This window comes from Evtepia sp. (assembly GCF_056797215.1).
This window is the reverse complement of record NZ_JBQILM010000022.1, coordinates 23,220-39,613: the sequence shown is the minus strand read 5'-3', so window position 1 is coordinate 39,613 and position 16,394 is coordinate 23,220. Positions and strand designations below refer to the sequence as shown.

Sequence of the window (16,394 nt, the reverse complement as noted above, 5' to 3'; positions counted from 1 at the left end):
GAGGTCTACCGTACCCTCAGCGACAACGTGTATGATTACGAACAGCTGGTGGGTTGGCCCACCAAGCGCATCCGGGGGGCCAACTTCGCCATCGAGCTCCACGCACACTGGTTGGCCGAGGACCTGCCCAACCTCCGGGACCGGACCTACGACCCCTTCGAGATCACCGACGAGGACTACAAGGAGCTGGAAGAGGACCTGCTGCCCTATTGGAAGGACAAGACCATGGCAGTGCAGTGGGGCCACTATGTCACCCCGGAGGAGTGGGACCGGGCCCAGTTCGGCGGGGTGTCCGATGTGTCCAACTACCTCTGCGCCAACGGCTCCCACTTCATCCCTGCCTGGACAGAGGTGATCCAGCACGGCTTTGTAAAATACTATGAGGAGGCCAAGGCCCTCCTGGCCGCCCTCGACCCCAATGACCCCGCCTCCATCGACAAGCGCATTTTCTACCATGGAATCCTTGAGGTGTTAGAGGCCATCCGGGACTGGGGGGAGCGGCTCAGCGCATCCTGTGCCCGGAGGGCGGAGACGGAGAAGGACCCCCAGCGCAAGCAGGAGCTGGAAAAGATGGCGGAGATGATGAAACGGGTTCCCTGGGGCCCCGCGACCTCCTTCTATGACGCCTGCGAGACGGCCTGGGCTGTCTGCTTCTTCCTCTTCGTGGAGGGGGCGGGCCCCTCCATTACCTGGTCCCGTTTTGACCAGTACATGTACCCCTACTACAAGGCGGACATGGAAAAGGGCATCCTCACCCCGGAGAAGGCCATGGAGCTGATTGAGGAGCTGTACATCAAGGTGACGTCCAACGTGTGGTTCCAGTCCACCCAGATGGCCTACATCTTTGGCGGGTATTACCGCTATCCCCACCTGGACGTGGGGGGCCTAGATGAGAACGGCAAGGATGCCACCAACGAGCTGTCCTACCTCTGCCTGCGGGCCATGCGCTATGTGAAGACCACCTCTCCCGCCGTGTCCATCATGCTCCACCAAAAGACCCCGGACGCCCTGCTCTACGAGGCCTGTGAGCTGGCGGCGGAGGGCATGGGCCACCCCTCCTTCTTCAACTGCGAGAGCCTATACTCCATGTTGGAGCACCGGGCCGGGGGGCTCCACGGCTATTCCAACTATACCCGCAAGGACATTTTGAAGTTTGGCTCCCCCATTGGCTGTGTGGAGCCGGGGGCGGAGGGGCTGCAATACGGCCACACAGACTCTGGGATCATCAACGTGGCAGGCTGCGTGTTCGCCGCCGTCACCAACGGCAAAAAGGCCACCGGGGTGGACGGCAGCCTCTGCGGTGAGGTGGTCACCTATGAGAGCGGCGCGCCGGAGTCCTTCCAGAGCTTTGACGCATTTTACGAGGCGGTGAAGGGACAGGTGAAGTATGCCATCGACGAGTGCCACGCCAACCTGCTGATTTGCGAAAAGCTCCTGGCGGAGCAGTTCAACCTGCCTACCTTTACCATCCTCCTGGACGGGGCCCTGGAACGGGCCGTGGATGCCACCGCCGGCGGGGCTAAAGTGAACATCGGCCCCACCATGCAGATGGTGGGCTTCGGCACCCTGGTGGACTCTGTGGCCGCCATCAAGAAGGTGGTCTTTGAGGACCACGCCGCCACCCTGGCGGAGGTGGCGGAGGCCTGCATGAAGAACTTTGTGGGCTATGATGCCCTCCGGGCGAAGCTCCTTGCCGCCCCCAAGTATGGCAACGACGACGACTTTGCCGACGACATCGCCGCCGATTTGTGGAAGTGGTTCGCCGACTGCACCATGGTTTTGAAGATGTACCGGGGGCACTACTGCGACGCGGCCATTCAGATGGTCCAGTCCAACGTGGGCTATGGGGCCATGACCGGGGCCACCCCCAACGGCCGCCTGGCAGGGCAGCCCATCTCCGACACCATGTCTGCCACCCAGCAGGCGGACACCAACGGGCCTACGGCGGCGGCCCGGAGCTATGGGAAGCTGGACTTCCCGGCGTACACCAATGGCACGCTGCTGAATATGTGGATCAGCCAGTCGGAGCTGTTGGCGCAATCGTAAGGATAGGAGCGTCCGCCCAAGCCTGACGGCGGTGCCTCTGTCTCTCCGCCATCCTTTTGAGAAAGGTGGAGGAAAGCGTTTATCTATATCATCTTGAAAGGAGCGAAGGACTATGACAGCAACCATCCGTGATATACCCCTGAACTGTCCAGAGGCCACTTATGTGGAGCCGGTGTATAAGGAAGCTGGGATGCGTAACTTTACCAACCTGGTGCGCACCATGCTCAACGACTATGGGGTCTACCATGTCCAGTTCAACACCATCAATAAGGAGACCCTCATTGACGCCAAGGCCCATCCGGAGAACTACCCCACCCTGATGGTCCGGGTGGCGGGCTATAGCGTCTACTGGACAGACATTGCCGAGCGGGTCCAGGACGACATCATCAACCGCACGGAACACAGCTTCTAACGCCCTTGGGTATGGAGGGAAAAACGGCCCGGGTGTTCGACATCGGACGATTTCGGAACACCGACGGCCCTGGCATCCGCACCATTATCTTCTTCAAGGGCTGCCCCCTGCACTGCCTGTGGTGCAGCAACCCCTTTGGGCTGTCGTCTAAGCGGCAGCTGGTGGTGAAGTTCGCCAAGTGTACTGGCTGCGGCGCCTGTGAGGCGGCCTGTGCCCAGGGGGTGAACCAGGTAGGGGAGAAGGTACAGGTGGACTTTTCCGCCTGTACCCTCTGCGGGGCCTGCATAGAGGGCTGCACTGCCGGGGCTCGGATGATCTCCGGCAGAGAGTACACCGCCTGGCAGCTCTATGAGGAGGCCCGGAAGGATGCCGCCTTTTACCGGAAGGGCGGCGGGGGTGTGACCCTCTCCGGGGGGGAGGCCTTGCTGCAATATGAGGTGGCGGCGGAGACCCTACGGCTGTGCCGGAGCAACTACATCAACACCTGCTTGGAGACCTCCGCCTTTGCCCCCTGGGAGCAGCTCTGGGCGGTGGCCCAGTACTGCCACACGGTGTTCGTGGATGTGAAGCACATGGACGACGCCCGCCACAAGGCCCTCACCGGGGTGGGCAATGGGCTGATTTTGGAGAACATCCGTCGGCTGTGCCGGGCGCTGCCCCGCCGGGGGGGACGGGTAATCCTCCGCCTGCCCCTGGTGCCGGGGTACACCGACAGCCCGGAGAACGTGGCCGCCACCGCCCGGTTTGCCGCCAGCCTAGAGGGCGCCCCGGAGCTGAACCTGCTGCCCTACCACAACCTGGGGGAGAGCAAGTACGAGATGATCGGGGATGCCTACCCGTTGGAAGAGGTGGAGAGCCGGACGGGGAGGGACCCCCGGCTGTTGGAGCTCCAAACGCTGGCCCAGGAAGCTGCCCCGGAAAACCGGGTCAGCCTGGGCGGCGACGCCATTCTACTGGACTAGACAGCCCCTTTTTATGGAGTGTGCAAAAAAGGCCGCCAAGTGCGGCCTTTTTTGTGGGTTTTGAGCGGGACGTTTTTCGGCAAAATGATTGACACTCTGTCCCATTTGTAGTACTATAAACAAGCGCCTGTTTGGGGCGCAGTCTGCGATGATGCGGGAGATTGCTCCGAGAGGAGGTAACTTCCGCGGAGTATGTCCGTTGATCGGGCGGCTGGGAGATTCTGTTGAAGGGCATATATCGCCACAACAGAGGGAGGCCGGCGAAGTCTGCCGGTTTTCTTCATGCTTGCGGAGTGATACGCACGGATAAGTGGTAGGAATCTCTCACCGTACGAAGCGTGGCAAAGACATTGACACTTCGTATGATTCTAGGAGGAAACAACAACATGGCACAGAATGAAATGATCCGCATCCGGCTGAAAGCCTATGACCATCAGCTCATCGACCAGAGCGCAGAGAAGATCGTCGAGACCGCCAAGCGCACCGGCGCCACCGTCTCCGGTCCCATCCCCCTGCCCACCAAGAAGGAGATCGTTACCATCCTTCGCGCCGTCCATAAGTATAAGGATAGCCGGGAGCAGTTCGAGCGCCGCACCCACAAGCGCCTGATCGACATCAACAATCCCAGCCCCAAGACCATGGAGTCGCTGATGAGCCTGGACCTGCCCGCCGGTGTCGAGATCGAGATCAAGCTGTAACTGTTTCGCCAGCGATTCATTTTCGTGTACCCACTGCCTGTCGCTGCTTTGAGACAGGCGGGTCATGTTGACAAACCAATGACAGCCCAATGGTCAAGTTTGCCAACCAATAACCTTTCTTAAGGAGGAGAACCAACTATGGAAAAGGCCATCATCGGCAGAAAGATCGGCATGTCTCAGATCTTTGATGAAGCCGGTAAGGTCATCCCGGTCACGGTCATCGAGGCAGGCCCCTGCGTCGTGACCCAGAAAAAGACCGAGGAGAAGGACGGCTACAACGCCGTGCAGCTGGGCTTCCAGGACATCGCCGAACGCAAGCTCAGCAAACCCGAACAGGGCCACCTGCAAAAGGCAGGCGTTCCCCTGAAGAAGGTTTTGAAAGAATTCAAACTCAACGCCGCCGCCGACATGAACGTGGGCGACGAGGTCAAGGCGGACACCTTTGAAAAGGGTGATCACATCGACGTGACCGGCATCAGCAAAGGTAAGGGCTACCAGGGCGTCATCAAGCGCTGGAACGCCGCCCGCCTGAAGGAAAGTCATGGTACCGGCCCTGTCCACCGCCACGCCGGTTCCATGGGTTCGGGTACCGACCCCTCCCGCATCTTCAAGGGCAAGATCGGCGCCGGCCACATGGGCGCCGAGCAGGTCACGGTGCAGAACCTGGACGTTGTCAGCGTGGACCCTGAGTTCAACCTCATCGCGGTCTGCGGCGCGGTGCCCGGCCCCAAGGGCGGCATCGTCTACCTGAAGTCCACCACCAAGACCCTGCAGGTCAAGAAGGGCGAGGCTGGCGTCAGCGTGAACCCGCAGAAGGCTTCCGCACGTGCCAATCCCCAGAAGGCATCTGCAAGAAACCGCTAAGGAAAGGAGAGTTTGAGAAATGCCTAAAGCAACTGTTTATAATATGGCCGGCCAGCAGGTCGGTGAGGTGGAACTCTCCGAGGGCGTTTTCGGCGTAGAGCCCAATGAGAGTGCTGTCCATGCCGTGGTGGTCAACCACCTGGCAAACTGCCGCCAGGGCACCCAGAGCGCCCTGACCCGCGCTGAAGTCTCCGGCGGCGGCAAGAAGCCTTGGAGACAGAAGGGCACCGGCCGCGCCCGCCAGGGCAGCACCCGCGCCCCCCAGTGGACCCACGGCGGCATCGTGTTTGCCCCCAAGCCCCGGGACTACAGCTACCGCCTCAACCGCAAGCTCAAGCGCCTGGCCCTGAAGTCCGTCCTCTCCGACAAGGCCGCCAACGGCGACCTGCTGGTGGTGGACGACCTGAAGCTGGACGCCATCAAGACCAAGAGCATCAAGGGCTTCTTGGAGGCCGTGAACGCCGGCAAGACCATTTTCGTCACCCCCGAGGTCAACGAGAATGTGTACAAGTCCGCCCGGAACATCCCCGGCGTCTCCACCACCACCGCCACCATCCTCAGCGTCTATGACATCGTCAACGCCGAGAAGCTGGTGGTGGACAAGAAGGCCCTGGCCATCATCGAGGAGGTGTTCGCATGAAAACAGCTTACGACATCATCAGACGTCCTGTGATCACCGAGCAGTCCATGGCCGAATCCGAGAACAAGAAGTACGTGTTCGAGGTCGACCGGGGCGCCACCAAGATTGAAATCGCCAAGGCCGTAGAAGAGGTCTTCGGTGTGAAAGTCGTCAAGGTCAACACCCTGCACGTCACCGGTAAGCTCAAGCGCACCGGCCGTTATCCCGCCGGCCGCCAGAGCAGCTGGAAGAAGGCTGTCGTCACCTTGTCCGACGACTCCAAGTCCATCGAGTTCTTCGAAGGAATGGCATAAGGAGGTTAATGCACAATGGCTATCAAGAGCTATAAGCCCACAACGCCTTCCCGCCGTCACATGACGGTCTCCGCGTTTGATGGGATCGACAAAAAGGCCAAGCCGGAGCGCAGCCTGACCGAGACTCTCAAGAAGAACGCAGGACGCAACAGCTACGGCCGCATCACCGTCCGCCACCGCGGCGGCGGCAACAAGCGCAAGTACCGCATCATCGACTTCAAGCGGGACAAAATGGATATGACTGCCAACGTCCTGCGCTTGGAGTATGACCCCAACCGCTCCGCAAACATCGCCCTGGTCCAGTATGAGGACGGCGAGAAGCGGTATATCCTGGCCCCCGTAGGCCTGAAGGCCGGCGACCAGGTGGTCTCTTCCACCACCGCCGACATCAAGCCCGGCAACTGCCTGCCCCTGGCCAACATCCCCACCGGTACCGTGATCCATAACATCGAGCTGCACCCCGGCAAGGGCGGCCAGCTGGTCCGCTCCGCCGGCACCTCTGCCCAGCTCATGGCCAAGGAGAACGGCCAGGCCCAGATCCGTATGCCCTCCGGCGAGGTGCGCATCGTGCGCCTGGAGTGCAAGGCTTCCATCGGCCAGGTGGGCAACATCGACCATGAGAACATTTCCATCGGCAAAGCCGGGCGGAAGCGTCACATGGGCTGGCGGCCCACCGTCCGTGGCTCCGTCATGAACCCCAACGACCATCCCCACGGCGGCGGCGAAGGCAAATCCCCTGTGGGCCGTCCTGGCCCTGTTACCCCCTGGGGTAAGCCGGCCATGGGTTACAAGACCAGAAAGAAGAAGAACCCCAATGACAAGTTTATTGTCAAGCGCCGCAACTCGAAGTAAGGAGGAGACAGGTAGACTATGAGCAGAAGCATCAAGAAAGGCCCGTTTTGCGCTCCCGAACTTCTGAAGCGGGTAAAAGATATGAACGATTCCGGCGACAAGAAGGTGCTCAAGACCTGGAGCAGAGCCTCCACCATCTTCCCTGCGTTCGTCGGCCACACCATCGCTGTCCACGATGGCCGCAAGCACGTGCCCGTCTATATCACCGAGGATATGGTCGGCCACAAGCTGGGTGAGTTCGCCCCCACCCGCACCTTCCGCGGCCACGCCGGCAGCAAGACCGGTAAGTAAGGAGGAGAGAAGAAATGGAAGCAAAAGCCCATGTGAAATATCTGCGCATCTCTCCCCGTAAGGTGAAGATCGTTGCCGACCTGATCCGCGGCAAGAGCGTGGCCCAGGCCACCGCGATCCTGATGACGACCCCCAAGGCAGCCTCCGAGCCCCTGCTCAAGCTGCTCAAGAGCGCCACAGCCAACGCGGAAAACAACCACAACATGGACCCCGAAAGCCTGTATGTCTCCGAGGTCTTTGCCACCCCCGGCCCCATCATCAAGCGCATCATGCCCAGGGCACAGGGGCGTGCCTACCGCATCAACAAGAGAACCTCTCACGTCACGATGACCGTGGCTGAGAAGGCATAAAGGGAGGAGGCAGAATATGGGACAGAAAGTAAATCCCCACGGCCTGCGCGTGGGCGTTATCAAGGACTGGGATTCCCGCTGGTATGCCCGGGACGAGAAAGTCGGCGATCTGATCGTTGAGGACTACAACCTGCGTAAGTACCTGAAAAAGACCCTGTACTCCGCCGGTGTGCCCAAGATTGAGATCGAGCGCGACAATGCCGGTGAAAACGGCAAAATCAAGATCTACCTCCACTGCGCCCGCCCCGGCGTGGTCATCGGCAAGGGGGGCGCTGACATTGAGCGCCTGCGCCTCCAGCTGGAAAAGAAGCTGGGCAAGAGCGTGGCCCTGAACATCGTGGAGGTTAAGACCCCCGACACCGACGCACAGCTGGTGGCGGAGAATATCGCCCAGCAGTTGGAGAAGCGTATCTCCTTCCGCCGGGCCATGAAGAACTGCATGGGCCGCGCCATGCGTATGGGCGCCCGTGGCATCAAGGTCATGTGCTCCGGCCGTCTGGGCGGCGCCGAAATCGCCCGCAGCGAGTGCTACCACGATGGCACCATCCCCCTGCAGACCATCCGCGCTGACATCGACTATGGTTTCGCTGAAGCTGCCACCACCTACGGCCGCATCGGCATCAAGGTCTGGATCTATAAGGGCGAAGTCCTCAGCCAGACTCTGCGCACCACTCCCCGCACCTTGGACACCAAGAACTTCAAGGAGCGCCCCGACCGTCCTCGCCGCCGCGACGGCAGAGGAGGCTACAATCGTGACCGGAAGCCCGGCGGCCATGGCGGCAACCGTCCTCAGGGCGGCTACAATAACCGTGGTCCCCGGCCTGCTGCTGGCGCTCCGGCGCCGAAGGAAGGAGGCAACGCCTGATGCTGCTGCCGAAGAGAGTAAAATACCGCCGCGTCCACCGTGGCCGCCTGAAGGGCAAGGCCACCCGCGGCAACACCGTGACTTACGGTGATTTTGGTCTCCAGGCCACCGAGCCTGCCTGGATCACCAGCAATCAGATCGAGGCCGCCCGTATCGCCATGACCCGTTATACCAAGCGTGGCGGTAAGGTCTGGATCAAGATCTTCCCTGATAAGCCCATCACCGAGAAACCGGCCGAGACCCGCATGGGTTCCGGTAAGGGCTCCCCGGAATACTGGGTGGCCGTGGTCAAGCCCGGCCGGATCATGTTCGAGATCGCCGGCGTCTCCGAAGAGGTGGCCCGTGAAGCACTGCGTTTGGCCAGCCACAAGCTGCCCATCAAGTGCAAGATCGTGACAAAGGCAGACACTGCCCCGGCAGACGAGAATGGTGGTGAAGCATGATGAAGGCAAATGAAGTCCGTAAGCTGTCTTCCGCTGATCTGGAAAAGAAGCTGCTGGAGCTCAAGAAGGACCTGTTCCAGCTCCGTCTCCAGCATGCCACCAATCAGTTGGAAAACCCTGTCCGCATCACCGAAGTGAAGCGCGACATTGCCAGAGTCAAGACTGTTATCCGTGAGCAGCAGCTCGCCGGCCAATAAGGAGGAACTGAAACATGAGTGAAACCAGAACCTCTTCCCGTAAGACCAGAGTCGGCCTGGTGGTTTCGGATAAGATGGATAAGACTGTTGTGGTGGCCATTGCCGACCGTGTGGCCCACCCCCTGTATAAGAAAATCGTCAAGAGAACGTATAAACTCAAAGCTCATGATGAAAACAACACTTGTGGCGTTGGCGACCGTGTCCGCGTCATGGAGACCCGCCCCCTGTCCAAGGACAAGAGATGGCGCGTTGTTGAGATCATCGAGAAGGCGAAGTAAGGAGGTGCCGTAACATGATCCAGCAGGAATCCTATCTGAAGGTGGCGGACAATACCGGCGCCAAGGAGATCAAGACCATCCGGGTACTGGGCGGTTCTTCCCGCAAGTATGCCAACATCGGTGACGTGATCGTCGCTTCCGTGCGCAAGGCCGCCCCCGGCGGCGGCGTGAAGAAGGGCGAAGTGGTCCGCGCCGTTGTGGTGCGCACCGCGAAGGGTGTGCGCCGCGCCGACGGCAGCTATGTCCGTTTCGACGACAACGCCGCCGTGCTCATCAAGGACGATAAGAACCCCAGAGGCACCCGTATCTTTGGCCCAGTCGCCCGCGAGCTGCGCGATAAGGATTACATGAAGATCCTGTCCCTGGCTCCCGAAGTTCTGTAAGGGAGGGTACAAAGATATGAGAAACAAAATGAGCATCAAGAAGGACGACACCGTCGTCGTGATCACCGGCAAGGACAAGGGCCAGCGGGGTAAGGTTATCTCCGTGCTGCCCAAGGAGGGCAAGGTGGTCGTGGAAAAGATCAACCTGGTCTCCCGCCACACCAAGCCCCGCAAGCAGGGCGACGAGGGCGGCATCATCCAGAAGGAAGCCCCCCTGTATGCCTGCAAGGTGATGCGCGTCTGCCCCAAGTGCGACAAGCCCACCCGGGCTGCCAGCAAGATCACCGACGGCAAGAAAGTCCGTGTCTGCAAGCGCTGCGGCGCTGAAATCTAAGAGAGGAGGAGTCAATCATGCCTGAAATGCCGAATTTGAAAGCAAAGTACAGAGAAGAGGTTGCTCCTGCCCTCATGCAGAAGTTCAACTACAAGAGCACCATGCAGATCCCCCGTATCGACAAGATCGTCGTGAACGTGGGCTGTGGTGAGGCCCGTGAAAACGCCAAGATGCTGGACGCTGTGGTCCGGGACCTGGGCGTGATCACCGGCCAGAAGGCCATCGTGACCAAGGCCAAAAAGTCCGTGGCCAACTTCAAGGTCCGTGAGGGGATGCCCATCGGCGCCAAGGTCACCCTGCGTCAGGACAAGATGTGGGAGTTCCTGGACCGCCTGTTCAACGTGGCCCTGCCCCGTGTCCGTGACTTCCGTGGCATCAGCGCCAACTCCTTCGACGGCCGCGGCAACTATGCCCTGGGCGTGCGGGAGCAGCTGATCTTCCCCGAGATCGAGTATGACAAGATCGACAAGATCCGGGGCATGGACATCGTGATCTGCACCACTGCCAAGACTGACGAAGAGGCGAGAGAGCTGCTGAGCCTGATCGGCGCTCCCTTTGCCACCAGATAATTAGGAGGAGAACGATCAATGGCGAAATTATCCATGAAGCTCAAGCAGCAAGCTGAGCCTAAGTTTTCCACCCGCCGTTACAACCGGTGCAAGATCTGCGGCCGCCCCCACGCATATCTGCGTGACTACGGCATCTGCCGTATCTGCTTCCGTGAGCTGGCTCACAAGGGCCAGATCCCCGGCGTGCGGAAGGCTTCCTGGTAATCGTATGGTACTGCCGGTCGGATGAAGCAACTCGTTCGACCGACATTCCCATAGAATTCCCCAGCCGACGGCAATAGGTCGGTCTCTGGCCCGATACCTTGCCGCCGATACAGGCCCTGCCTGTAATTTAATAGGAGGTAAATACCTATGCACATTACGGATCCCATTGCGGATATGCTCACCCGTATCCGCAACGCGAACAACGCCAAGCACGACACTGTGGACGTCCCTGCTTCCAACATGAAGAAGGCCATTGCCCAGATCCTGCTGGACGAAGGCTATATCAAGGCCTTCCAGTTGGCGGAGGACGGCGCCCAGGGCGTCATCCACATCACTCTCAAGTACAACAACCCCGGCAAGGAGAAGGTCATCTCCGGCCTGCGCCGGGTCTCCAAGCCCGGCCTGCGCGTGTATGCCGGCGCTGACGAGCTCCCCCGCGTGCTGCGCGGCCTGGGTGTTGCAATCGTTTCCACGTCCAAGGGCGTCATGACCGACAAGGCTGCACGTGCGGCCCACGTTGGCGGCGAGGTCCTGGCATTCGTCTGGTAAGGAGGAGATTTTACTATGTCTAGAATCGGTAAAATGCCCATCTCTCTCCCCGCCGGTGTGGAAGTGACTTTGGGCGAGGGGAACCTGGTCACGGTAAAGGGCCCCAAGGGCAGCCTGACCCAGAAGCTCAGTGACAAGATTACCCTCAGCAAGGAGGACGGCGTGATCAACGTCAGCCGCCCCAACGATGAAAAAGAAAACCGTGCCCTCCACGGCCTGACCCGCACCCTGCTCAACAACATGGTGGTGGGCGTCACCGAGGGTTATAAGAAGGAACTGGACGTGAACGGTGTTGGCTACCGTGTGGCCAAGGAAGGCAAGAAGCTGACCATGAACATCGGCTACTCCCACCCTGTGGTGGTGGAGGAGACCGAGGGCATCACCATCGAAGCGCCCACCCCCAACAAGATCATCATCAGCGGCATTGACAAGCAGAAGGTCGGCCAGTTTGCCGCTGAGGTCCGAGGCAAGAGACCCCCGGAACCCTACAAGGGCAAGGGGATCAAGTATACCGACGAGGTCATCCGCCGCAAGGAAGGCAAGACCGGCGTGAAGAAGTAAGAAAGAGGTGTGCCTAAATGATTAAGAGACCCGATACCAACGCTCAGCGTCTAAAGCGCCATAAGCGCGTTCGCGGGAAAGTCTCCGGCACATCCGAGAGACCCCGTCTGAACGTATTCCGCAGCGGGACCAACATCTATGCCCAGGTCATCGACGACAGCAAGGGCTGCACCCTGGTCTCCGCTTCCTCCCTGGAAAAGGGATTTGAAGGCAAGGGCAACAACTGCGAGGCTGCTGCCAAGGTCGGCGAGGCCATTGGCCAGCGGGCCAAGGACAAGGGCATCGACACTGTGGTCTTTGACCGCGGCGGCTACCTGTACCACGGCCGGATCAAGGCCCTGGCCGAAGGTGCCCGCAAGGCCGGCCTGGAATTTTAATGGGAGGAGGAAACGAAAATGCCTAGATTTGAAAGAGAACCCAGCGAATATATTGAGAAAGTCGTTTCCCTGAACCGTGTCTCCAAGACCGTCAAGGGCGGCCGTGTGATGAAGTTCTCCGCTCTGGTGGTCGTCGGCGACGAAAAGGGCAAGGTGGGCTTCGGCCTGGGCAAGGCTGCGGAAGTTCCCGAAGCCATCCGCAAGGGCCTGGAAGCTGCCAAGAAGAACATGTTCAACATCACCCTCTCCGGTACCACCATCCCCCACGAGGTGATCGGTGAGTTCGGCGCCGGCCGCGTGCTGATGAAGCCCGCCGCGCCCGGTACTGGCGTTATCGCCGGTGGCCCGGTGCGTGCCGTGCTGGAGGCTGCCGGGATCAAGGATATCCGTACCAAGTGCCTGCGCTCCAACAACCCGCAGAACGTGGTCTCCGCCACCATGGAGGGGCTTAAGTCCCTGCGTGGCCCTGAGGCAGTGGCCAAGATCCGCGGCAAGAGCGTGGAAGAGATCGTGGGCTGAGGAGGGCTTAAACCATGGCTAATTTGAACATTAAGCTCGTCAAGAGCCTCAATGGCCGTATCGCAAAGCATAAGGCCACCGCCCAGGCCCTGGGCCTGCGCAAGATCGGCGACACCACCGTGCAGCCCGACAATGCTGCCACCAGGGGCAAGATCGCCCACATTGGTTACCTGATCCAGGTCACCGAGGAACAGTAAGGAGGGGCACGACATGAAACTGCATGAACTTTCTCCCGTCCCCGGCTCCAACGCCAAGTCCTACCGCAAGGGCCGCGGCAACGGTTCCGGCAACGGCAAGACGGCCGGCCGGGGACAGAAGGGCCAGTGGGCCCGCTCTGGCGGCGGTGTCCGCGTGGGCTTTGAGGGTGGCCAGATGCCGCTGGCCCGCCGTATCCCCAAGCGTGGTTTCAACAACATCTTCGCAAAGCCGCTGGAAGCCGTCAACGTCTCCAGCCTGGATAAGTTTGAGGATGGGGCTGAGGTCACCGCCGAGGCGCTGCTGGAGAAGGGCATCCTCTCCAAGTGCCAGTACGGCGTGAAGATCCTGGGCAACGGCAACCTGACCAAGAAACTGACCGTTCGCGCAAACGCCTTTTCGGCGTCTGCCAAGGCAAAAATAGAAGAGGCAGGTGGGAAGGCTGAGGTGGTCTAATGATTAAGACCATTCGCAATGCCTGGAAGCTGCCGGAGCTGCGCAACAAGCTCCTGTTCGTCCTCTTCGCCCTGCTGATTTTCCGCTTGGGTTCCGCGGTCCCGGTGCCCTATATCAACACGGAATATCTTCAGCAGTATATCTCCGCAAACTCCGGGACCATCTTTGGACTGCTCAACACCATGTCCGGTTCGGCCCTGTCCCGGGCTACGGTGTTCGCCCTGTCCATCCAGCCCTATATCAACGCCTCCATCATCATCCAGCTGCTGACCATCGCCATCCCGGCCCTGGAACGCCTGGCCAAAGACGGCGGCGAAGAGGGCAAGAAGAAGATCCAATCCATCACCCGCTATACCACGCTGGGCATCGGCCTGCTTCAGGGCTATGGTTACTACACCCTGATCCGCAGCTATGGCCTGCTGAGCAACACCGGCGTGTGGCCCGGCATCGTAATCGTGGTGTCCTTCACCGCCGGCGCTGTGTTCCTCATGTGGTTGGGTGAGCAGATCACCGAGTTCGGTGTGGGCAACGGTATCTCCATCATCCTGTTTACCGGTATCGTCTCCCGCATCCCGGCCATGATCCAGACCATCTACACCGGCATCCGCAACTGGGCGGCCAATCCCGACCAGACCAATTGGACTGCGGATCAGATCGCTGCGTTCCACACCATGAACCCGGGCATCGCTGCCCTGCTGGTGGTGGGTATGCTGCTGCTGGTGGTCTTCATCGTCTTTATTAGTAACTCTGAGCGCAAGATCCCCGTCCAGTACGCCAAGCGTGTGGTGGGCCGGAAGATGTACGGTGGCCAGTCCACCCACATCCCCATCAAGGTCAACCTCAGCGGCGTGCTGCCCATCATCTTCGCCCAGTCCATTGCCATGATCCCTGCGACCATCGGCATGTTTGTGCCCTCCTCCCAGACAGAGGGGTCGGCCTGGCACACCTTCCTGACGGTGTTTAACTCCACCAGTCTCCTGTATGCCATCATCTATTTCCTGCTGATCTTCCTGTTCAGCTATTTCTACGCCACCATCCAGTTCAACCCCATCGAAGTGGCCAACAACCTGAAGAAAAACGGCGGCTTTGTCCCCGGCTTCCGGCCTGGCCGTCCCACGGCTGAGTTCCTGGGTAAGGTCCTCTCCCGTCTGACCTTCTTCGGTGCCGTCTATCTGGGTATCGTGGCCCTGCTGCCCATCATCACAGAGAATATCACCGGCATCGTCAACATGTCCATCGGCGGCACCTCCGTCATCATCGTGGTGGGCGTTGCCCTGGAAACCACGAAGATGCTAGAGGCACAGATGCTGATGCGCCATTACAAGGGCTTCCTGGAGTAAGGAGAGGAGTAGTTCAAGATGAAACTGATTCTTTTAGGCCCTCCAGGGGCCGGGAAAGGCACCCAGGCTGATATCCTCAGCAAGCGGCTTGCCATCCCCACCATCTCCACAGGCAATATCCTCCGGGCTGCCGTGAAAAACGGCACCCCGGTGGGCCTGAAGGCCAAAGAATATATGGACGCCGGGAAGCTGGTCCCCGATGAGGTGATCATCGGTGTGATCTCCGAGCGCCTGGCGGAGGCGGACTGCCAGAAGGGATATATCCTGGACGGCGTCCCCCGTACCATTCCCCAGGCCGAGGCCTTGGAAAAGGCGGGCATTGTTTTTGACGCGGTGGTCTCCATTGAGATCACCGACCAGGAGATCGTGGACCGCATGGCTGGCCGCCGGGTCTGCACCGCCTGCGGCGCACCCTTCCACGTGAAGAACATGCCCCCCAAGACCGAGGGCGTGTGCGATAACTGCGGAGGGAAGCTGGAGGCCAGAGCCGACGACAAGCCCGAAGTGGTCCGAGACCGCCTGGCGGTCTACCACAAGGAGACCGCTCCCCTGAAGGATTTCTACGGGGAGAGGAAGCTGCTGAAAAACGTAGACAATCAACCCACTGTGGCTGCAACCACCACTGCGATTCTGGATGCTCTGGGGCTTTAACCGATGATATCATTGAAGTCTGCCAGAGATATCGAGGGGATGCGCCGTGCAGGGCAAATTACCGCGGCGGCCCGCGCACTTGCGGGCAAAATGGTACGTCCTGGCGTGACCACTCTTGAAATAGACAATGCAGTACGCAAGTTCATCGTAAGCCAAGGGGCAAGGCCATCGTTCTTGCACTTCCCGGGACCACCGGGGACCCGGCCCTTTCCTGGGGCGGCCTGTATTTCGGTGAACGACGAGGTCATCCACGGGATCCCTGGAAAGCAGGTGCTCCGGGAGGGGGACATCGTCAGCGTGGACGTAGGCGCCTATATCGGCGGCTTTCACGGTGACTGCGCAGGCACCTTCGCCTGCGGGAAGGTCAGCGACGAGGCGGAACGGCTGATTGCCGTCACCGAGCAGTCCTTCTGGGCGGGGATCAAATTTGCCCGCTTCGGTTACCGTGTGTCCGATATCTCCCACGCCGTGCAGGATTACGTGGAGGACCACGGATTCTCAGTGGTGCGGGACTATGTGGGCCACGGCGTAGGCGCACAGCTCCACGAACCCCCGGAGGTCCCCAACTTTGGGAAACCCGGCCACGGCCCCCGGCTTGCTCCCGGGATGACCCTGGCGGTGGAACCCATGGTGAACCAAGGGGGGGCGCGGGTCAAGGTGATGCGGGACGGCTGGACCGTAAGGACAGCCGACGGCAGCCTGTCCGCCCATTATGAAAATTCCATCCTCATCACAAAGGGTGAGCCTGAGATCCTCACCCAGGTGGGGGACCTGCGCGTATGATAGTTCGTCAAGGCGATGTAGTACGCTCCGCCGCCGGCCACGACAAGGACCAATTCTTCCTGGTACTCCGGGAGGAGGGGGACTTTCTCTGGCTGGTGGACGGAAAAAGCAGAAGGTTTGAGACTCCCAAGCGCAAGCGGCGCAAGCACGTGGCTTCCGCGGGGGTCTGGACGCACCCGGTTACCGGCCGCCTGAAGGAAGGCGCGCCGGTGCTGGACAGTGAGGTCCGAAAGGCGCTGGCCGTCTTTCGGAAAAGGTTCAGTGAGACCAAGGAGGTATGAC

General features: G+C 60.2%; 28 protein-coding genes. All 28 read left to right on the top strand.

Features of this window, described 5'->3' with window-relative positions:
- Positions 1 to 2,046 (top strand): pyruvate formate lyase family protein (locus ACTOZL_RS06395; RefSeq protein WP_482477355.1); only part of this gene is annotated, 2,046 nt, incomplete at its 5' end.
- A gap of 112 nt (positions 2,047 to 2,158) precedes the next feature.
- Positions 2,159 to 2,458, top strand: a complete 300-nt coding sequence (locus ACTOZL_RS06390; RefSeq protein ID WP_482477354.1) for a glycine radical domain-containing protein — start codon at positions 2,159 to 2,161, stop codon at positions 2,456 to 2,458.
- 11 nt (positions 2,459 to 2,469) lie between these two features.
- Positions 2,470 to 3,420, top strand: a complete 951-nt coding sequence (locus tag ACTOZL_RS06385; RefSeq protein WP_482477353.1) for a glycyl-radical enzyme activating protein — start codon at positions 2,470 to 2,472, stop codon at positions 3,418 to 3,420.
- Between the two features lie 386 nt (positions 3,421 to 3,806).
- The gene (gene rpsJ, locus ACTOZL_RS06380; protein ID WP_482477351.1) at positions 3,807 to 4,118 is read left to right on the top strand and encodes a 30S ribosomal protein S10; all 312 of its coding nucleotides are present in this window, start codon (positions 3,807 to 3,809) and stop codon (positions 4,116 to 4,118) included.
- A 138-nt stretch (positions 4,119 to 4,256) separates the two neighbouring features.
- Positions 4,257 to 4,982 (top strand): 50S ribosomal protein L3, encoded by a 726-nt coding sequence (gene rplC, locus ACTOZL_RS06375; RefSeq protein WP_482477350.1) that lies wholly within the window; start codon positions 4,257 to 4,259, stop codon positions 4,980 to 4,982.
- Positions 4,983 to 5,001: 19 nt separating this feature from the next.
- Positions 5,002 to 5,622: a 50S ribosomal protein L4 gene (gene rplD / locus ACTOZL_RS06370; RefSeq protein WP_482477349.1), complete on the top strand. Its 621-nt coding sequence runs from the start codon at positions 5,002 to 5,004 to the stop codon at positions 5,620 to 5,622.
- On the top strand, positions 5,619 to 5,915 hold the full coding sequence (gene rplW / locus ACTOZL_RS06365; RefSeq protein ID WP_482477348.1) for a 50S ribosomal protein L23: 297 nt from the start codon (positions 5,619 to 5,621) through the stop codon (positions 5,913 to 5,915). The genes rplD and rplW overlap by 4 nt, the downstream gene beginning before the upstream one ends.
- Before the next feature lie 15 nt (positions 5,916 to 5,930).
- Positions 5,931 to 6,767: a 50S ribosomal protein L2 gene (rplB, locus tag ACTOZL_RS06360; RefSeq protein ID WP_482477347.1), complete on the top strand. Its 837-nt coding sequence runs from the start codon at positions 5,931 to 5,933 to the stop codon at positions 6,765 to 6,767.
- An 18-nt stretch (positions 6,768 to 6,785) separates the two neighbouring features.
- Complete coding sequence (rpsS, locus tag ACTOZL_RS06355; protein ID WP_482477346.1) at positions 6,786 to 7,058, top strand: 30S ribosomal protein S19; 273 nt, start codon at positions 6,786 to 6,788, stop codon at positions 7,056 to 7,058.
- Between the two features lie 14 nt (positions 7,059 to 7,072).
- Positions 7,073 to 7,408: a 50S ribosomal protein L22 gene (gene rplV / locus ACTOZL_RS06350; RefSeq protein WP_482477345.1), complete on the top strand. Its 336-nt coding sequence runs from the start codon at positions 7,073 to 7,075 to the stop codon at positions 7,406 to 7,408.
- Between the two features lie 16 nt (positions 7,409 to 7,424).
- Positions 7,425 to 8,273, top strand: a complete 849-nt coding sequence (rpsC, locus tag ACTOZL_RS06345) for a 30S ribosomal protein S3 (RefSeq protein ID WP_482477344.1) — start codon at positions 7,425 to 7,427, stop codon at positions 8,271 to 8,273.
- Positions 8,273 to 8,716 (top strand): 50S ribosomal protein L16, encoded by a 444-nt coding sequence (rplP, locus tag ACTOZL_RS06340; protein ID WP_482477343.1) that lies wholly within the window; start codon positions 8,273 to 8,275, stop codon positions 8,714 to 8,716. The genes rpsC and rplP overlap by 1 nt, the downstream gene beginning before the upstream one ends.
- Complete coding sequence (rpmC, locus tag ACTOZL_RS06335; protein ID WP_482477357.1) at positions 8,716 to 8,913, top strand: 50S ribosomal protein L29; 198 nt, start codon at positions 8,716 to 8,718, stop codon at positions 8,911 to 8,913. The genes rplP and rpmC overlap by 1 nt, the downstream gene beginning before the upstream one ends.
- 14 nt (positions 8,914 to 8,927) lie before the next feature.
- Positions 8,928 to 9,191 (top strand): 30S ribosomal protein S17, encoded by a 264-nt coding sequence (gene rpsQ, locus ACTOZL_RS06330; RefSeq protein WP_482477342.1) that lies wholly within the window; start codon positions 8,928 to 8,930, stop codon positions 9,189 to 9,191.
- A 14-nt stretch (positions 9,192 to 9,205) separates the two neighbouring features.
- Positions 9,206 to 9,574: a 50S ribosomal protein L14 gene (gene rplN, locus ACTOZL_RS06325; RefSeq protein WP_482477341.1), complete on the top strand. Its 369-nt coding sequence runs from the start codon at positions 9,206 to 9,208 to the stop codon at positions 9,572 to 9,574.
- A 16-nt stretch (positions 9,575 to 9,590) separates the two neighbouring features.
- On the top strand, positions 9,591 to 9,908 hold the full coding sequence (gene rplX, locus ACTOZL_RS06320; RefSeq protein ID WP_482477340.1) for a 50S ribosomal protein L24: 318 nt from the start codon (positions 9,591 to 9,593) through the stop codon (positions 9,906 to 9,908).
- A gap of 26 nt (positions 9,909 to 9,934) precedes the next feature.
- Positions 9,935 to 10,477, top strand: a complete 543-nt coding sequence (gene rplE, locus ACTOZL_RS06315; protein ID WP_482477356.1) for a 50S ribosomal protein L5 — start codon at positions 9,935 to 9,937, stop codon at positions 10,475 to 10,477.
- An 18-nt stretch (positions 10,478 to 10,495) separates the two neighbouring features.
- Positions 10,496 to 10,681: a type Z 30S ribosomal protein S14 gene (locus ACTOZL_RS06310; RefSeq protein ID WP_021918824.1), complete on the top strand. Its 186-nt coding sequence runs from the start codon at positions 10,496 to 10,498 to the stop codon at positions 10,679 to 10,681.
- Between the two features lie 147 nt (positions 10,682 to 10,828).
- The gene (rpsH, locus tag ACTOZL_RS06305; protein ID WP_482477339.1) at positions 10,829 to 11,230 is read left to right on the top strand and encodes a 30S ribosomal protein S8; all 402 of its coding nucleotides are present in this window, start codon (positions 10,829 to 10,831) and stop codon (positions 11,228 to 11,230) included.
- 15 nt (positions 11,231 to 11,245) lie between these two features.
- Entirely contained in the window at positions 11,246 to 11,791 is a 546-nt protein-coding gene (rplF, locus tag ACTOZL_RS06300; protein ID WP_482477338.1) for a 50S ribosomal protein L6, read from the top strand.
- A gap of 17 nt (positions 11,792 to 11,808) precedes the next feature.
- Positions 11,809 to 12,168, top strand: a complete 360-nt coding sequence (gene rplR, locus ACTOZL_RS06295) for a 50S ribosomal protein L18 (RefSeq protein ID WP_482477337.1) — start codon at positions 11,809 to 11,811, stop codon at positions 12,166 to 12,168.
- An 18-nt stretch (positions 12,169 to 12,186) separates the two neighbouring features.
- Positions 12,187 to 12,687 (top strand): 30S ribosomal protein S5, encoded by a 501-nt coding sequence (rpsE, locus tag ACTOZL_RS06290; RefSeq protein ID WP_482477336.1) that lies wholly within the window; start codon positions 12,187 to 12,189, stop codon positions 12,685 to 12,687.
- A 14-nt stretch (positions 12,688 to 12,701) separates the two neighbouring features.
- A complete protein-coding gene (rpmD, locus tag ACTOZL_RS06285) occupies positions 12,702 to 12,884 on the top strand; it encodes a 50S ribosomal protein L30 (RefSeq protein WP_482477335.1) in 183 nt (60 codons plus the stop codon).
- Between the two features lie 13 nt (positions 12,885 to 12,897).
- Positions 12,898 to 13,338 carry a 50S ribosomal protein L15 gene (rplO, locus tag ACTOZL_RS06280; RefSeq protein WP_482477334.1) on the top strand — a complete coding sequence of 147 codons (441 nt, stop codon included), beginning with the start codon at positions 12,898 to 12,900 and terminating at the stop codon, positions 13,336 to 13,338.
- Positions 13,338 to 14,678: a preprotein translocase subunit SecY gene (secY, locus tag ACTOZL_RS06275; RefSeq protein ID WP_482477333.1), complete on the top strand. Its 1,341-nt coding sequence runs from the start codon at positions 13,338 to 13,340 to the stop codon at positions 14,676 to 14,678. Before rplO ends, secY begins: the two co-directional genes overlap by 1 nt.
- A gap of 18 nt (positions 14,679 to 14,696) precedes the next feature.
- The gene (locus ACTOZL_RS06270; RefSeq protein WP_482477332.1) at positions 14,697 to 15,329 is read left to right on the top strand and encodes an adenylate kinase; all 633 of its coding nucleotides are present in this window, start codon (positions 14,697 to 14,699) and stop codon (positions 15,327 to 15,329) included.
- A 3-nt stretch (positions 15,330 to 15,332) separates the two neighbouring features.
- Positions 15,333 to 16,112 carry a type I methionyl aminopeptidase gene (gene map / locus ACTOZL_RS06265; RefSeq protein ID WP_482477331.1) on the top strand — a complete coding sequence of 260 codons (780 nt, stop codon included), beginning with the start codon at positions 15,333 to 15,335 and terminating at the stop codon, positions 16,110 to 16,112.
- A complete protein-coding gene (locus ACTOZL_RS06260) occupies positions 16,109 to 16,393 on the top strand; it encodes a KOW domain-containing RNA-binding protein (protein WP_482477329.1) in 285 nt (94 codons plus the stop codon). Before map ends, ACTOZL_RS06260 begins: the two co-directional genes overlap by 4 nt.
- The last annotated feature ends 1 nt before the right edge of the window (position 16,394 follow it).

Excerpts from the sequence above, each read along its gene's own strand:
- ACTOZL_RS06390 (WP_482477354.1), top strand. The coding sequence starts at position 2,159 with ATGACAGCAACCATCCGTGATATACCCCTGAACTGTCCAGAGGCCACT.
- ACTOZL_RS06385 (WP_482477353.1), top strand. The coding sequence starts at position 2,470 with ATGGAGGGAAAAACGGCCCGGGTGTTCGACATCGGACGATTTCGGAAC.
- rpsJ (WP_482477351.1), top strand. The coding sequence starts at position 3,807 with ATGGCACAGAATGAAATGATCCGCATCCGGCTGAAAGCCTATGACCAT.
- rplC (WP_482477350.1), top strand. The coding sequence starts at position 4,257 with ATGGAAAAGGCCATCATCGGCAGAAAGATCGGCATGTCTCAGATCTTT.
- rplD (WP_482477349.1), top strand. The coding sequence starts at position 5,002 with ATGCCTAAAGCAACTGTTTATAATATGGCCGGCCAGCAGGTCGGTGAG.
- rplW (WP_482477348.1), top strand. The coding sequence starts at position 5,619 with ATGAAAACAGCTTACGACATCATCAGACGTCCTGTGATCACCGAGCAG.
- rplB (WP_482477347.1), top strand. The coding sequence starts at position 5,931 with ATGGCTATCAAGAGCTATAAGCCCACAACGCCTTCCCGCCGTCACATG.
- rpsS (WP_482477346.1), top strand. The coding sequence starts at position 6,786 with ATGAGCAGAAGCATCAAGAAAGGCCCGTTTTGCGCTCCCGAACTTCTG.
- rplV (WP_482477345.1), top strand. The coding sequence starts at position 7,073 with ATGGAAGCAAAAGCCCATGTGAAATATCTGCGCATCTCTCCCCGTAAG.
- rpsC (WP_482477344.1), top strand. The coding sequence starts at position 7,425 with ATGGGACAGAAAGTAAATCCCCACGGCCTGCGCGTGGGCGTTATCAAG.
- rplP (WP_482477343.1), top strand. The coding sequence starts at position 8,273 with ATGCTGCTGCCGAAGAGAGTAAAATACCGCCGCGTCCACCGTGGCCGC.
- rpmC (WP_482477357.1), top strand. The coding sequence starts at position 8,716 with ATGAAGGCAAATGAAGTCCGTAAGCTGTCTTCCGCTGATCTGGAAAAG.
- rpsQ (WP_482477342.1), top strand. The coding sequence starts at position 8,928 with ATGAGTGAAACCAGAACCTCTTCCCGTAAGACCAGAGTCGGCCTGGTG.
- rplN (WP_482477341.1), top strand. The coding sequence starts at position 9,206 with ATGATCCAGCAGGAATCCTATCTGAAGGTGGCGGACAATACCGGCGCC.
- rplX (WP_482477340.1), top strand. The coding sequence starts at position 9,591 with ATGAGAAACAAAATGAGCATCAAGAAGGACGACACCGTCGTCGTGATC.
- rplE (WP_482477356.1), top strand. The coding sequence starts at position 9,935 with ATGCCGAATTTGAAAGCAAAGTACAGAGAAGAGGTTGCTCCTGCCCTC.
- ACTOZL_RS06310 (WP_021918824.1), top strand. The coding sequence starts at position 10,496 with ATGGCGAAATTATCCATGAAGCTCAAGCAGCAAGCTGAGCCTAAGTTT.
- rpsH (WP_482477339.1), top strand. The coding sequence starts at position 10,829 with ATGCACATTACGGATCCCATTGCGGATATGCTCACCCGTATCCGCAAC.
- rplF (WP_482477338.1), top strand. The coding sequence starts at position 11,246 with ATGTCTAGAATCGGTAAAATGCCCATCTCTCTCCCCGCCGGTGTGGAA.
- rplR (WP_482477337.1), top strand. The coding sequence starts at position 11,809 with ATGATTAAGAGACCCGATACCAACGCTCAGCGTCTAAAGCGCCATAAG.
- rpsE (WP_482477336.1), top strand. The coding sequence starts at position 12,187 with ATGCCTAGATTTGAAAGAGAACCCAGCGAATATATTGAGAAAGTCGTT.
- rpmD (WP_482477335.1), top strand. The coding sequence starts at position 12,702 with ATGGCTAATTTGAACATTAAGCTCGTCAAGAGCCTCAATGGCCGTATC.
- rplO (WP_482477334.1), top strand. The coding sequence starts at position 12,898 with ATGAAACTGCATGAACTTTCTCCCGTCCCCGGCTCCAACGCCAAGTCC.
- secY (WP_482477333.1), top strand. The coding sequence starts at position 13,338 with ATGATTAAGACCATTCGCAATGCCTGGAAGCTGCCGGAGCTGCGCAAC.
- ACTOZL_RS06270 (WP_482477332.1), top strand. The coding sequence starts at position 14,697 with ATGAAACTGATTCTTTTAGGCCCTCCAGGGGCCGGGAAAGGCACCCAG.
- map (WP_482477331.1), top strand. The coding sequence starts at position 15,333 with ATGATATCATTGAAGTCTGCCAGAGATATCGAGGGGATGCGCCGTGCA.
- ACTOZL_RS06260 (WP_482477329.1), top strand. The coding sequence starts at position 16,109 with ATGATAGTTCGTCAAGGCGATGTAGTACGCTCCGCCGCCGGCCACGAC.